Origin of the sequence: Bacillus sp. FSL W7-1360, from assembly GCF_038592975.1 — a bacterium.
Lineage (GTDB): Bacteria > Bacillota > Bacilli > Bacillales > Bacillaceae_D > Shouchella > Shouchella lonarensis.
Genome location: NZ_CP151950.1, coordinates 1,377,540 through 1,392,781 on the forward strand (window position 1 = coordinate 1,377,540; position 15,242 = coordinate 1,392,781).

Genomic DNA, 15,242 nt, shown 5'->3' on the forward strand with positions numbered 1-15,242 from the left:
CAAGGAGGTCAATGTTTATGAACTATGGTATTGTATTATTTCCATCAAAGAAATTTCAAGACACAGCCAATGCGTATCGTCGTCGCTATGATGCGCACTATGCAAACATTCCACCACATGTTACGCTGAAAGAAAGCTTTAACTTTGATGAAGAAAACTTACCTCTCATCACACGGGCACTGCGAACGATTGCGAAAAAGCACCCACCTGTGGTCATTGATATATATAAAGTTGACACATTTTATCCTCAGTCAACAACCATATTTTACAAGATCAAAGAAAATGAAACACTACAGTCTTTGAACGACGCATTGTACACAGAACCTTTTCCTACTGAAAAAGAGCACTCTGTCTTTGTCCCCCATGTCACCATTGCACAGGGACTTTCAAAAGCAGAACATGCAGACATCATTGGACAACTCACAATGACAGAGGTCTCACATCGTGAAGAGATTGATCGCATGCAGTTGCTATATCAATTAGAGAACGGTTCGTGGACCGTATATGAAACATTCTTACTAGAAGGATGACAAACTACAGGCGGCAGGGAGATTAAATCACCCTGCCGCCTGCTTTTCATCAAGACTTTTTCTCAGCAATTAACTCACTTAAAGTCATTGTCTTTACCCAATGTTGCACCGCCTTCGCCTCACCAAAACGAGGCTCTTCAAATAATGCGTCCTTTATACGTAAGTCTTCATGATTGGTCCACGTATGTAACATTGTCACATGCACTTCATCTAAGTCTACATTGGCTGGTAACACTTGCCGTAGTTGTCCTCTGGCCCCAACACTTTCATGCTCGATCATCTCTGTAGGATAACTAAAAACGACGCCGTTCTCAATGCGTGTGCCTCTGAAAACTTGTTCCTCCTCCAGTGGGAGTATCACTTCTCCTACTGATACCTCAGCAGCTTTGTCAAAAGCAATGCCTATATAATCTGTCCCATACATCCCATCGCTCGGCATCTGTGGCCAGCGCCATGACAAAGTAAGCTCATCCCCTCTCACTTCAGCTGTAATCTCAATTTCTCTTTGTAACAATTCATTAGAAAAAACCTTTTCTTGTTTCAAGTAATACAAGCCACTAACGGCAATGATAAGCATTAAGATCACTGGTAAAATCAATACAATAAAATGTTTTCTCACCTTAACGAACTCCCTTGTTGTCTGTTTGCATATGCGCATAATGATTGAGTGGCCCCTTGCCAGTGCCAACTGGGAAAGCATGTGCTATCGCTGTGTGCGTGAACAATTTTGCATTTTGAAATGCTTCTTTGTAAACCATACCTTTTGCAAGTGATGCTGCAACCGCAGCCGCAAACGTACATCCTGTTCCATGTGTGGAAGATGTGTGAATACGTGATGATTGTAACATTGTAAATGTTGTCCCATCATAAACAACATCCACTGCCTCAGAGCCTTCTAAATGACCCCCTTTCACAATAACAATTTGAGGACCAAATCGCTGGAGCCGTTTCGCTGCTTGTTTCATCCATTTTATATCAAACGTTGGACTTTCTCCTAGTAAAAGCGCAGCCTCGTCTATGTTTGGTGTTAACACAGAGGCTAATGGCAGTAATTCTGTCCGCAAACAATCTAGCCCTTCTTCCGTCAACAAGACGGTGCCACTTGTAGAAGTAATCACTGGATCAACGACTAGATTCTCTACTTCATACGCACGTAACCGATTCACTACAAGCTGGATCGTTCCCTTATTAGCAAGCATACCCGTTTTTACGACATCGATATGAATATCATTAAAAACCGCGTCTAATTGCGCCCGTATCATCGCACGTTCGACCGGTGCCACGGCAGTAATCTCACGCGTATTTTGTGCTGTCAAAGCTGTAATCACTGAGGCACTGTACACCCCTAATGCTTGACATGTTTTTATATCCGCTTGGATGCCGGCTCCCCCACCTGAATCTGATCCTGCAATCGTTAAAACCTTCTGCATACACCTCATCCTCACTCTCTAAACGTATGAAAATCGCTCCAGGCAAAAAGCATCCAACTTAATAGTAGGCTTTTTTCCCTGCATCTGTTCCGTTATCACTTTCGCTGTAATTGCACTAAGTAGAATCCCATTGCGATAATGACCACACGCCATATAAATCGATGGATAATTTTCAAGCGGTCCGATAAACGGATAGCCATCTTGTGTCGCTGGCCGCAATCCTGCCCACGTATGAAACGGCTCTTCTGCGGCTAAATACGGGAGAATTTTCTTATTCCATCTTTTTAAACGAGTAATACCTTTTTCTGTTATCTCCGTGTTGAATCCAGCAATATCTTCTGATGCGCCACTTACCATCGTCCCATTCATTTTAGGCACGAGGTAACCTTGACTTGTGTATAACATATGTTCAGTTGGTAAAGGGTTTGCATGATAAGCACAAATTTGTCCTCGGATCGGGTAAATCGGCAACGATAGATTGAGCTTTTCAGCGAAACATTCGGTCCAAGCACCCGTTGCGACAACGACCCGATCGGCGTGTAATACTTCCCGAGCACCTATTTTAACAGACACACCACTTTCACGCACATCGTGTAAAGCGATGAAACCGAGTTCTTCTCGAATAATAACCCCTTTTTTTCGACAAGCTCCCTCCAGTGCCAACACATAATCTGGCGCATATATATGTGCTTCCTCTGGATAATACAGCGCGCCAACTACATCAGGAGCAATTGATGGCACGCGCTCGCACACTTCTGCTTGTGTAAGCACCGTGCTTTTGACACCGAACATTGATTGCCATGCTTGACGCGTTGATAATGCCAACAAATCAGCTTCATGATACACCAAGTATAAACTGCCCGAGCGCGTATAAGCAAAATCACGTCCGGTGCATTCCTTCACATACGCTTGCCATTGCGGAAATAAACGTAAGCTCGCCTGACAGAGATGAAAAAAGTCATCTGGATCTTCACCAATCTCTGAATAAGGCGCCAACATGCCTGCTGCCGCGCCGGATGCTTGTCCCCCACATTGCGCTTTTTCAAGCAATGTCACTTTCATCCCCGCCTCTGCAAGTGCTAAAGCGCTTGCTAAACCAATGACACCTCCCCCTAAGACGATCACGTTCACAATCGTTCCGCCTCTCCGATAGGGCTGCTTGCAGTTGCATAACGCTTTTTCGCGATTCTCCCTGCTTCATAAGACAGACGCCCGACCTCTACTGCCGCCGCAAACGCACGTGCCATTTTCACTGGGTCTTTCGCTTTTGCCACAGCTGTATTCGCAAGGATACCATCAACCCCAAGCTCCATCGCATACACAACATCACTGGCTGATCCAAGCCCCGCATCAACAATGATTGGAACGGTTGCTTCCTCGACAATGATTCCTAAATGGTATGGATTTAAAATCCCAAGCCCTGTTCCAATTGGAGAAGCACCCGGCATTACCGCTGCCGCACCTACTTCTGCAAGTCTTTTACATGTCACCGGATCATCCGAAGTATACGGGAGAACGGTAAAACCTTCTTTCACAAGTACTTCTGTTGCTTTTAATGTCTCAATTGGATCTGGAAGCAATGTTCGAGTTGACGCACTAATTTCTACTTTGATCCAATCACTGAGTTCTGCTGCTCTCGCTAACCGCGCAATCCGAATCGCCTCCTCGGCGTTCGTTGCGCCTGACGTGTTGGGCAGATATTGGAATGATCCTCCTTCTAAATGCTGTAAAATCGCATCATCCTCCGGCTCATCTAAATGAATACGTCGGATTGCAAAGGTCAGCACATCTGATCCAGCTGCTTTTATTGCCTCACGCTGTACAAATGGATTCGGATAACGACCTGTCCCAATAAAAAACCGTGAAGATAACGCTACCCCACCAATGACCAACTGCTTCTGTTTCATATTTATCCCCCTCCAACAAAATGAACAAGTTCAATACGCATGCCGTCTTCAATTGTTGTATCATCCCATGACTCCCGCGCAACAATTGCACCATCTACTTCCGCAACGACATGCTCAGCAACAAGTGAAAAATGAGCCACAAGTGCGGCAACACTCGGCACGTCTAGTGTATACCCTTTTCCGTTTACAGTGATCTGCTTCATGATGTACGCGCTCCTTTTAATGCCGCTTTTAATGCGCTAGTTGCTGCCTTCACATCTTTGGCTCCTGCAATCGCACTAATGACACTAATTCTCTTCGCACCTGCAGAAACGACTTCTGCGACATTCTCGACTTTGATTCCACCGATCGCGACGAACGGAATGTTCACATGTTGCACCACTTCACGAATGTACGCCGTCGTCACCGGTGCAAAGACATCTACTTTGCTATTCGTCGGAAAAATTGGTCCGACACCAATGTAATTTGCGCCTCCTTTTTCTGCCGCAATTGCTTCAGACAGCGCATGTGTAGACACACCAATAATCTTTTCTGAACCAACAATGTGGCGCACGTCCGCTAGCGGCAAATCATTTTGCCCCACATGCACCCCATCCGCATCAACAGCGAGTGCTACATCAATATGGTCATTAATAATGAGCGGCACACCATATGCGTCTGTCACTTTTTTCAAAGCATATGCCTTTTCCAACACTTGCTGCTTACTACTCGTTTTGTCACGCAATTGAACCATGTCAACCCCACCACAAATCGCTTCTTCCATGACCTCGGCAATGTCACGGCCTGGATGAAATGCTTCCCCAGTAATCGCATACAATGAAAAATCTCTCATATTTACACGCTCCTCTCAAAGTAGAAAAGACGTGGCTACACAAATAGCCACGTCAAAAAACGTATTACGTGACTTCCCTACGCTGGCATGAACCAGATCAGGTATAAGGGTAAAAGAAACACGTTCTTATTCTCAGCCAAGCTTCTCTTGGCTCCCCTAGTCTTTCTTTATGAAGATAAAAAATCTGCCCCAGCAATGCCAGGCTCCGTCATTTCTTGTGGGTCGAGAATGACGTTTAACTCTTCTTCTGTCAGCACCCCACGCTCAATACAAACATCGCGCACAGAACGTCCGGTTTCCATTGCTTCAATCGCAATCCGCGTTGCCACTTCATAACCAACATGCGGATTAATCGCGGTCACGATACCAATGCTGCGCTCCACAAGTTCACGGCATCGTTCGACATTTGCAGTCATCCCAAAAATCGCATATTCTTTAAACACACGCATCCCGTTTTGTAGCACCGATAGTGATTGCAATAAGTTAAATACGAGCACTGGCTCCATCACATTTAACTCCAGTTGCCCTGCTTCTGACGCTAAACTAATCGTATGGTCATTGCCAATGACTTGGAACGCCAGCTGATTGACCACTTCACACATGACAGGGTTCACTTTCCCCGGCATAATCGATGAGCCTGGTTGACGTGGCGGTAAATTAATTTCATTCAACCCTGTTAATGGACCTGAGCTCATTAACCGTAAATCATTTGCTATTTTTGACAAATTGATTGCCAAAATCTTTAATGCACTTGACAGCTCTGTATATGCATCCGTATTTTGTGTCCCATCAACAAGGTCTTCTGCTGTCTTTAATGGGAAACCAGTCAGTTCTGCTAAATATGTCGCAACCTTTTCAATGTACGCAGGAGCTGCATTTAAGCCCGTACCTACCGCTGTTGCACCCATATTGATCTCATACAAATGTGCACACGCCCGCTCAATTCGCTTCACATCACGCGACAACACACGGCGATACGCACCAAATTCTTGACCGAGACGAATCGGCACCGCATCTTGCAAATGGGTTCGTCCCATCTTCAGCACGCCAGCAAATTCAATTTCTTTTTTCTTAATGGCTTCAATAAGTGCCTTTAACTCTTTTGTAAGCGCCCCAGTTAACGTTAGCGCAGCAATGTGAATTGCTGTCGGAAAAGCATCATTTGTCGATTGTGCCATATTGACATGCGTATTCGGGCTCACTTGCATGTAGTCACCTTTTACGCCACCAAGTAATTCAATCGCACGATTCGCAATGACTTCGTTGGCATTCATGTTAAAAGATGTACCCGCCCCACCTTGAATCGCATCAACGATAAAATGATCATCTAACTTCCCAGCAATCACTTCCTCGCTTGCCCGAACAATTGCATCTGCAATATTTGGACGTAATACCCCAACATCACGATTTGCTAAGGCTGCCGCTTTCTTCACATAACCAAAAGCATGAATCAACGCTGGATGAGGCGGATAACCAGTAATCGGGAAATTATCCTGCGCCCGTAGTGACTGGATGCCATAATACGCTTCTTTTGACACTTGTTTTTCACCTAGTAAATCTCGTTCAATCCGATATTCACTCATGTACGTTTTAAGCTCCTTTTATTGTTCCACTTCCTGTTTTGCGGTGTTGGACTGCGCCAGCCAAACAGCGCCATACATCCCCGCATCATTCCCAAGTGTCGCTAACTTTATTTCTGTATGTGTGGCAACTTGTGGGATGGCATATTGAGAAAAGACTTTTCGTAACGGTCCGAGCAACTGCTCCCCTGCTTTTGAGACCCCGCCACCAATAACGATTTTTTCTGGGTTTAAACTGTTCGCCAAATTCGCCAGAGCAAGTCCAAGGTAATACGTACTCTGCTCCACCACATTTAGTGCCAGTGCATCTCCTGCTTCAACCGCCTCAAAAATATGTCGTGTCGTCACCGTTTCTTTTTCCAACATACTGTTCTTCCCTGCTGCCAGTTGTTCTGTCGCTAGCCGTGCCATCCCTGTCGCTGACGATACTGTCTCTAAGCAGCCACGCTTACCACAATTACACGGCGCACCATTATCTGGCATGACCGTAATGTGACCAATTTCTCCACCTAAGCCATGCACACCATGTAAAATTTGTCCACGAGTAATTATCCCGCCACCAACACCTGTCCCTAGTGTAACAAATAATACTTCATTTGAACCATCCCCTGCACCACGCCACATCTCTCCAAGTGCTGCCAAATTTGCATCATTGTCGACAAATACTGGTACATTTAGTGCTTTTGTGAACGCTTCCTTTAGCGGATAATCACGCCAACCGAGGTTCACCGCCTGTGTCACCACACCAGTCTCCATTTCAATAAATGCTGGCGCACCAACCCCGACACCTCGTAACACCAAATTCGTTAGCTCGGCTTGCACACTTTCTGCGATCTCAGAAACAATGTAACGACCATGATGTGTGAGATTTGTTGGGATTTCCCACTTTTTTTTCATTTCACCTGCTGTCGTCATTAAAGATAGCTTTACCGTCGTTCCACCGATGTCAATTCCGACAAAAACTTGCTCACTCATGTGTTGCTTCCTCCCTCTTTACAAGGAAAAGCGCTTGCTTATAGTCTGTAGCGTTCACTAATCCATATTCATATAAAGTTCTTAATTCCATTTGTATGAGCGCAACGTCCGTTTGCTTGTCTCTTGTGTAAATGACAATACCATACTGTTTTAATAATTGCTGGACATCAAAAAATGTCTTCAAATAGTTCACCTCATACTTGAGAATGCAGAAAACAGTTGTCAGAAGCTAAGTGCAGACCCTGATCCATCTCTATTATACCAGCTTGAGAGAGGGAGGGGAATAAGACATTGGAAAACAGCAAAAAAGTCCTTACAAGGTAGGACTTTTTTAGACAATCGTCACATATATTATGACTTCGAGTCAAAAGCATCACGTAAGCCATCACCAATAAAGTTGATCGACAAGACCGTTAGTAAAATACACAATCCTGGCGGCATCCACGCTTCTGGGTTGTTTCTTAAAATACGGATGCTCTGCGCCTCTGTCAACATATTCCCCCAAGTTGGTGTAGGTTGAGGAATACCAAAGCCGATAAAACTTAAGGCAGATTCTGCCACAATTAAGCTAGCCATTAATAATGTCGCTGCGACAATAATAGGGCCAACCGCATTCGGTAAAAAGTGTTTACGAATAATACGCCAATCGGAACACCCTATGCTACGTGCACTTAAAATGTATTCTTGTTCACGAATACTTAAAAACTTCCCTCGTAAAATTCGACACATACTTGGCCACGTTGTAATCGCAATTACCATAATAAAGATGGCAACTGTAATATCTTGTAAAAGCGCGACTACAGTTAAATATAGTAATAAGAACGGAAAAATCAACATCACATCAACCAGACGCATAATTACTCCATCGATTTTTCCACCATAAAACCCTGCAATCGAACCGAGCGTCCCGCCAATTAGTAGCGTACACAACATTGCCGTAAAACCAACTGTCAATGAAATACGTGAACCATACACAAGTCGTGAAAAATTATCTCGTCCAGATCCATCAGTACCAAGCCAATTTTGACTATCCGGTGCTGCTTCGATTTTTGTCAAATTTGCAGCGGTTGGATCATGTGTCGCAATTACATCCGCAAACAATGCGACTAGTATAATAAAAGAAAGAAAAGAAATGCCCACAAGCGCCAATTTGTTTTTACAAAATCTTTGCCACGCAATCCTTGTTGGACTTAAATTTTTTTCAGTCACTACAGGGAAAGAATTTAACAATTGCTCTGTTCCTGTTTGTTGTGGTTCCATGATTTATTCACCTCAATTCAATCGAATGCGTGGATCAATGGCTGCATACGAAATATCTGCTAATAAATTACCTACTAAAATTGATAGTGCAGCGATTAAATTTATCGCCATAATGACGGGATAATCGCGATTTTGAATTGACGACATAAACAATGTACCTAACCCCGGATAGTTAAACACCGTCTCCGTAATAATTGCACCGCCTAACAATGTCCCAAACTCAAAACCAAGCAAAGTTACAATTGGAATGATTGCATTACGTAACGTATGCTTGTACAATACCGTTTTCTCACTAAGACCTTTTGCTCGTGCGGTTCGAATATAGTCACTACCCAGTACATCTAGCATTTCCGAACGCATGTAACGCATATAAGTCGCTGTTCCTGATAAACCAAGTGTTATACCAGGTAAAATTAAATGCTGGATACGGCTTATGAACGCTTCCACGCCTGTTAAATCAATTGAACCCATCGATCCTTGTGTTGGTAACCAACCGAGACTGAATGAAAACACATAAATTCCTAATAATGCTGCAAAGAAATTCGGTGTGGCTAGCCCAAGAAAAGCAAACGCTGTCCCACCATAATCAAACATAGAGTATTTATTCCGTGCTGAATACATCCCGATAGGAATAGAGACAACTAGCGTTATCACTAGTGCAAAAAGCGCTAAGTACAATGTATTATCTACACGTTCCAGTATTAACTCACTAACAGAAAGACCTTTAAAATGCATCGACATCCCTAAGTCTCCAACCACCATATGGCTCAACCAGTTCCAATATTGTACATGAACTGGATCATTCAAACCTAACGCATCACGTCGCTCTTCGAGTGCTTCGGGAGAAATATTTGGATCAGGAATTTCCCCACTCAGTACATCTCCAGGCGCTAAGTATGAAAATAAAAAGACAATCACCGTCACCACAAACACAAGTGGAATAAATTGCAACACACGTCTTATGATATACTTTAGCAATGGTAGCACCGACCTTTCTACAATACTAAAAAGAAAGCAGTGCCGCACCTATTCACGGCGCCACTTTCTTCGTCTCGTACAATCATTCTTATTTCATGAAATACCATTCATGCATATCTTCCAAAGCACTTCCCGGCATCACTTTAATTCCTTGCAGCTTCTTCGTGTACACATGAATATCACTTTCAGAATACAATGGACTCGCATAAGCGCTATCAATGAACAACTGCGCCCATTTCATATACACTTCGGCCCGGTATTCTTGATTGTTGAACGCTTTTTCTGGATCAACACCATCTTTTAACAGTTGTTCATGATCTTCATTCATGAAACGCGCATAGTTGTACGCTGCTGTTCCACCATACAGTGAAGCTGGATCAGGATCACCTGTGCCAAGACTCCACCCCGCTAAAAACATATCCAAGTCCGCACCATTCTTTTCAACGCGATCAAAGTATACTTTTGTGTCTTGCGGCGCTTGTAAATCCACCTTAATTCCGATTGCTTGAATTTGTTCTTGAATAATCGGCGCCGACTTTTCCCTAACAGGATTTCCTGTTGGGTAATCTAAATTCAATGCAAACTCATTCCCATCCAGATCTTCAACAAAGCCGTCCCCATTGGTGTCTTTATACCCTGCATCGGCAAGCAATTGTTTTGCTTTCTCAGGATCATAGTCTAGACCTTGAACGGCATCCGGGTTATACGCCCATGATTTTTCAGGAAAAGGCGCATCTAGTACGGTTCCATAACCACGCAACAAACCGTCTACAAGCCCTTGACGATCAATTGCATGCATTACGGCTTGACGTAGCTTTACATCTTGAACTTTTTTATTAGGCTTCCATGTACTCGGGTCATTCAAACCTTCTTCTGGACCATGATTGATTTTGAACGTTAAGTGCTGATAGCCAAACCCTGGCTCCGTCGTAACAACAAAATCTTTATTTTGTTCCATTACTTCCGCATCAGCTGCTGGAAATTGCTCAGGGAAAAAGTCTAACTCCCCTTGTTCTAACATCCCGGCAACTAAATCTGCCGTTACCACTTTCCATGTCACTGAATCAAGTTTTGGTGCCCCTTGCCAATAATCTTTATTGGCTTTTAATACATATTGTTCATCAGCAATCATCTCAGATAACTGGAATGGTCCTGTACCAACAATTTCTCCTGGTCGAATTGAAGCGTCATGTTTTGACATATCGGCAACTTCCACATCCCCAAACACATGCTCTGGGACAATCGGAAAGTTCACATCACGTAAAACTTTTACGTTTGGCTCTTCATAAGTAAACTTGACTGTAAAATCATCAATTTTTTCTACCCCAGCTAATTCGTCAGATTGCCCGCTATTATATGCCTCATACCCAACTAGTTCAGCAGTATAGTACCCGTACGCCCCACCGGCAGCCGTATAATCCGGATGAGCAAGCACTTCATACGTAAACACGACATCATCAGCCGTGAATTGCTCACCGTCATGCCAGTACACATCGTCGCGTAACGACAATGTGATCGAACGATTATCATCGCTGAATTCCCATTCTGTTGCGAGATGTGGTTCGAATTCCAACTCTTCATTTTGCTCTAGTAAACCCTCAAACATCCTTTCGTGAATCCGACTATCATACGATGATGTTGAGAAAAGCGGATTGAACTGGTTCTCAGGTTTAGAGGTCATCCCGAGGTTCACATTCCCTCCTTCAACCTCTTTCCCTTTATCATCATTCTTTCCCGTGTTATCACTTGCAGCATCATCTGAAGAACATCCGACCAACAAAACACTTAAACATGCAGCTGATATTAAAAAAGAATACAATGGCTTTTTCTTCAACTTGCAACCCCCCTATATTTTGGAAAAATCATGTCATTGAAAACGATTCGTGTAAGGATCCAGCGACCACCTCCTTTAAGTGATGAAAACGCTTAACTTACTTCTTCCGTTTTCACAGTTCCATCCACATTCGTATACAAATGACAAGCCGTAAAATGTTCCGGTTTCACCTCGACCATTTGTGGTCGTTCTTCTTTACAGCGTTCATACGCATGTGGACAACGCGTATGAAAAGCGCACCCTTTAGGTGGGCTTGCTGCGCTTGGTAACTCTCCTTCTAATGCGACCTTTTCACGCTTTCTAGTCACATCTGTCGACGGCACTGCTTGAATTAAAGCTGTTGTGTATGGATGAAGTGGTTGTTCGTACATGTCCTTTTTCCGTGCAATCTCAACGATACGACCTAAATACATGACAGCGACTCGGTCACTAATATGTTTGACAACACTTAAGTCGTGAGCAATAAACATATATGTCAGCTTAAATTGCTCTTGCAAATCTTTCATTAAATTTAATACTTGTGACTGAATAGAAACATCTAGTGCCGATACTGGTTCATCACCAATAATGAAGCGTGGATTCGTACTTAACGCCCGTGCAATACCGATGCGTTGCCGTTGACCCCCGGAAAATTCATGCGGATATTTGTTGTATGATTGCACTGGCAAGCCAACCGTTTCTAACAACTCTTCAGCCCGTTTACGTCGTTCAGCCTTATTTGTCACTGTTCTATGCACAAGCATCGGCTCTTCTAACAATTCACCAATACTCATGCGCGGATTGAGCGACGCATAAGGGTCTTGAAACACCATTTGCATCTCGCGTCGATAAGGACGAAACTTTCTTTTTGAGAGCGCTGATAAATTGTTTCCGTCAAAATGCACGTCACCTTCTGTCGGTGTTTGCAATTGTAAAAGCATCCGTCCAAGTGTTGATTTTCCCGAGCCAGATTCACCAACAATACCAAGGCACTCACCTTCGTATACATTCAAAGAAACATCGTCAACAGCCTTTACATATCCAACTGTACGTTTCACAATCCCACTTTTAATCGGAAAATACATTTTTAAATGATTTGCTTCCACTAATACTTTTTTTGTCATACGCCCACCCCCGGCTCTAACAAAGATAAATCCGCTTTCAAACTTGCTTCTTTATAGAGAAAACAACGCACCGCTCGTGTTGATGAAACTTGCACAAGTTCAGGCGCCTCGTGACGACACCGCTCTGTGGCCAGTTGACAACGCGGAGCAAAACGGCAACCTCCCGGAAAATTATGTGCCGCTGGAACCATTCCACTAATTGCTTCCAATCGCTCTTTGTCCTCTTCAATCTTGGGCATACTACTTAACAGCCCTTGCGTATATGGGTGCAGTGGTTTTGTAAATAAGTCATACACCGGAGACTCTTCAACAATTTGTCCGCCATACATCACAAGCACCCGTTCTGCTGTTTCAGCTACTACACCTAGGTCATGCGTAATGAGTAAAATAGAAGATTGAATTTCATCCCGTACACGTAACATTAAATCTAAAATTTGTTGCTGTATTGTTACATCCAGCGCTGTTGTCGGTTCATCAGCGATAAGCAATTTCGGATCACACGACATTGCAATCGCAATCATGACCCGTTGTCGCATGCCACCTGACAGTTCATGCGGGTATGATTTCAAATTTTCCTCTGCCCGTCCAAAACCGACAAGTTGCAGCAACTCTATTGCCCGCACTTCCGCTTCCTTCTTTGACATTTTTTTGTGTTTTCGCAACGTTTCCATAATCTGATTACCAATTGTATAGACCGGGTTCAGCGACGTCATTGGCTCTTGAAAAATCATCGCCATTTTCTGTCCACGTACTTTTGATAATTGCCTTTCTGAAAGGTCGGTTAATTCTTCACCATCTAAACGAATAGATCCATTAACTTCCCCCGCGTCATCAACCAAACCCATAATTGATAAAGATGTCATACTTTTTCCGCTACCAGACTCTCCAACTAGCGCTACAACTTCTCCTTCACGCACTTCAAAACTAACACCATCTACAGCTTTAACAACCTTGTCTTTGTTTATGTGAAAATAGGTTTTTACATCTGTCACTTCCAGTAACGGCGTCACTCCTCTTCCTCCTTTGCAACACTAACAAAAAAACGATTTTTCTAATTATATCATGCATAGCAGAATGGTTGTCAAGAATTTTTAGCGATTTACTTAGAGTTTCTTTCGACATTTTTCGATATTTCGATATAAATGAAAACATATTCCCAACCCAACCCCCACGCCAAACTTTTAAAAAGCATTCATTTTACCCGGTACAAGTTGAAATTGCTCCGGTGTCACTGTCGCAGCTTCCCTATTTTAACATGGTTGCTCTTCCTACTTTTTTTATGCAGACTGTGAACACTGATGTATACATTCGTCAAGATAGGTCGCATTCCCCCCTTCTCTTAAAACAAGAAAACGCAAAAAACCTCTTCTGCCAACAGGCAAAAGAGGTTCGTTGATTACTTTTACATCGTATGAATCGGCGTACCCATTGCTACTTCTGCCGCTTCCATCGTAATTTCTCCAAGTGATGGATGCGCATGAATGGTTAGCGCAACATCTTCTGCTGTCATCCCTGCTTCAATGGCAAGACCTAATTCAGCAATCATATCAGAAGCACTTGGGCCAACGATTTGCGCACCAACAATGAGTCCATCTGACTTGCGTGTCACAAGCTTCATAAAGCCTTCTGCATCATTTAAAGAGAGGGCACGGCCGTTGGCGGCGAATGGGAACTTCGCTGCTTTCACATCATAGCCAGCTTCTTTCGCTTCTTTCTCAGTGTAACCAACTGTCGCAATTTCTGGCTCCGAGAAGCAGACAGCTGGGATTGCTAAATAGTCGACTTCAGATGGCTCACCACTAATTGCTTCTGCCGCAACTTTTGCTTCATAAGAAGCTTTATGGGCCAGTGCAGGGCCTGCAACGATGTCACCGATCGCAAAAATATTTTTGACGCTCGTTCGGCATTGCTTATCAACTTTAACGAGTCCACGCTCATCCATTTCCACGCCAATGCCTTCAAGACCAATCTCTTCTGTGTTAGGTTTACGACCGACCGTGACAAGCACATAGTCTGCCTCAATTTCTTTCGTTTCACCTTTCACATCGACGGTCACTTTCACACCCTCGTCGGTCTGTTCCACACCTTTCGCCATCGCTTCAGTATGGAAAGAAACACCATTTTTCTTAAGTTTCTTCTCGACAAGTTTCGCCATTTGCTTCTCAAAGCCTGGCAAAATTTGTTTTGAGCCTTCTAACACAACGACTTCTGTACCTAAATTTGCATAAACACCTGTCAGTTCAATCCCGATATAACCGCCACCGATGACGATCATTTTCTTCGGGATTTCCTTTAGTGCAAGTGCGCCTGTAGAATCAATGACGCGTCCTTTGAACTTAAACGTCGGGATTTCAATCGGTGTTGAACCCGTCGCAATGATACAATGTTTAAATTTGTATGTGCTTGAGTTTTTCTCATCCATAATTTTTACGGAGTCTTCTCCCGAGAAATACGCTTCTCCTTGGATAACTTCAACTTTGTTTCCTTTAAGCAATGCGCTAACGCCGCCAGTAAGCTTCTGTACAATCGAATCTTTCCAAGTTTGTACTTTTTCAAAGTTAATCTTTACATCAGACGTCTCAATCCCCATATCCGCTGATGATTTAGCAAGGTGAGCACGGTGACCAGCTTGAATCAATGCTTTTGACGGGATACACCCGACATTTAAACATACGCCACCGACATTTCCTTTTTCTACAAGTGTTACTTTTTGTCCAAGTTGTGCTGCACGAATGGCAGCGACATAACCACCTGGGCCCGCACCAATGACGAGCGTGTCTACTTCTTGAGCGAAATCTCCAACAACCATTTTC

General features: G+C 43.6%; 16 protein-coding genes and 1 riboswitch. Of the genes, 1 reads left to right on the top strand and 15 read right to left on the bottom strand.

What is annotated here, in order from left to right; all coding sequences use genetic code 11:
• The first annotated feature begins 17 nt into the window (after window positions 1-17).
• On the top strand, window positions 18-530 hold the full coding sequence (locus NSQ26_RS06885; RefSeq protein WP_090775528.1) for a YjcG family protein: 513 nt from the start codon (window positions 18-20) through the stop codon (window positions 528-530).
• Between the two features lie 49 nt (window positions 531-579).
• Here the strand turns inward: NSQ26_RS06885 and NSQ26_RS06890 are convergent, their stop codons facing one another.
• The 15 genes from NSQ26_RS06890 to lpdA form a co-directional block, all read right to left on the bottom strand.
• Window positions 580-1,149, bottom strand: a complete 570-nt coding sequence (locus tag NSQ26_RS06890; protein WP_499719900.1) for a hypothetical protein — start codon at window positions 1,147-1,149, stop codon at window positions 580-582.
• Between the two features lies 1 nt (window position 1,150).
• Window positions 1,151-1,960 (bottom strand): bifunctional hydroxymethylpyrimidine kinase/phosphomethylpyrimidine kinase, encoded by an 810-nt coding sequence (gene thiD / locus NSQ26_RS06895; protein ID WP_499719901.1) that lies wholly within the window; start codon window positions 1,958-1,960, stop codon window positions 1,151-1,153.
• Between the two features lie 18 nt (window positions 1,961-1,978).
• Window positions 1,979-3,091, bottom strand: a complete 1,113-nt coding sequence (gene thiO / locus NSQ26_RS06900; RefSeq protein WP_499719902.1) for a glycine oxidase ThiO — start codon at window positions 3,089-3,091, stop codon at window positions 1,979-1,981.
• A complete protein-coding gene (locus NSQ26_RS06905; protein ID WP_499719904.1) occupies window positions 3,088-3,867 on the bottom strand; it encodes a thiazole synthase in 780 nt (259 codons plus the stop codon). The genes thiO and NSQ26_RS06905 overlap by 4 nt, the downstream gene beginning before the upstream one ends.
• Before the next feature lie 2 nt (window positions 3,868-3,869).
• Window positions 3,870-4,070: a sulfur carrier protein ThiS gene (gene thiS, locus NSQ26_RS06910; RefSeq protein WP_499719905.1), complete on the bottom strand. Its 201-nt coding sequence runs from the start codon at window positions 4,068-4,070 to the stop codon at window positions 3,870-3,872.
• Window positions 4,067-4,699 (bottom strand): thiamine phosphate synthase, encoded by a 633-nt coding sequence (thiE, locus tag NSQ26_RS06915; protein ID WP_499719907.1) that lies wholly within the window; start codon window positions 4,697-4,699, stop codon window positions 4,067-4,069. Before thiE ends, thiS begins: the two co-directional genes overlap by 4 nt.
• A gap of 57 nt (window positions 4,700-4,756) precedes the next feature.
• Window positions 4,757-4,867: riboswitch (TPP riboswitch) on the bottom strand.
• Window positions 4,867-6,282 (bottom strand): aspartate ammonia-lyase, encoded by a 1,416-nt coding sequence (aspA, locus tag NSQ26_RS06920; RefSeq protein WP_499719908.1) that lies wholly within the window; start codon window positions 6,280-6,282, stop codon window positions 4,867-4,869. (Overlaps the previous riboswitch by 1 nt.)
• Before the next feature lie 18 nt (window positions 6,283-6,300).
• Entirely contained in the window at window positions 6,301-7,254 is a 954-nt protein-coding gene (locus NSQ26_RS06925) for an ROK family glucokinase (RefSeq protein WP_499719910.1), read from the bottom strand.
• Window positions 7,247-7,438 carry a YqgQ family protein gene (locus tag NSQ26_RS06930; RefSeq protein WP_499719911.1) on the bottom strand — a complete coding sequence of 64 codons (192 nt, stop codon included), beginning with the start codon at window positions 7,436-7,438 and terminating at the stop codon, window positions 7,247-7,249. The genes NSQ26_RS06925 and NSQ26_RS06930 overlap by 8 nt, the downstream gene beginning before the upstream one ends.
• 167 nt (window positions 7,439-7,605) lie before the next feature.
• A complete protein-coding gene (opp4C, locus tag NSQ26_RS06935; RefSeq protein WP_499719913.1) occupies window positions 7,606-8,514 on the bottom strand; it encodes an oligopeptide ABC transporter permease in 909 nt (302 codons plus the stop codon).
• Window positions 8,515-8,526: 12 nt separating this feature from the next.
• Window positions 8,527-9,492, bottom strand: a complete 966-nt coding sequence (locus tag NSQ26_RS06940) for an ABC transporter permease (RefSeq protein ID WP_499719915.1) — start codon at window positions 9,490-9,492, stop codon at window positions 8,527-8,529.
• Window positions 9,493-9,580: 88 nt separating this feature from the next.
• Window positions 9,581-11,326 (bottom strand): ABC transporter substrate-binding protein, encoded by a 1,746-nt coding sequence (locus tag NSQ26_RS06945; RefSeq protein ID WP_499719916.1) that lies wholly within the window; start codon window positions 11,324-11,326, stop codon window positions 9,581-9,583.
• A gap of 92 nt (window positions 11,327-11,418) precedes the next feature.
• Window positions 11,419-12,429, bottom strand: a complete 1,011-nt coding sequence (locus tag NSQ26_RS06950) for an ABC transporter ATP-binding protein (RefSeq protein WP_499719918.1) — start codon at window positions 12,427-12,429, stop codon at window positions 11,419-11,421.
• The gene (locus NSQ26_RS06955; RefSeq protein WP_499719920.1) at window positions 12,426-13,439 is read right to left on the bottom strand and encodes an ABC transporter ATP-binding protein; all 1,014 of its coding nucleotides are present in this window, start codon (window positions 13,437-13,439) and stop codon (window positions 12,426-12,428) included. Before NSQ26_RS06955 ends, NSQ26_RS06950 begins: the two co-directional genes overlap by 4 nt.
• Window positions 13,440-13,831: 392 nt before the next feature.
• Window positions 13,832-15,238 carry a dihydrolipoyl dehydrogenase gene (gene lpdA, locus NSQ26_RS06960; RefSeq protein ID WP_499719921.1) on the bottom strand — a complete coding sequence of 469 codons (1,407 nt, stop codon included), beginning with the start codon at window positions 15,236-15,238 and terminating at the stop codon, window positions 13,832-13,834.
• Between the last annotated feature and the right edge of the window lie 4 nt (window positions 15,239-15,242).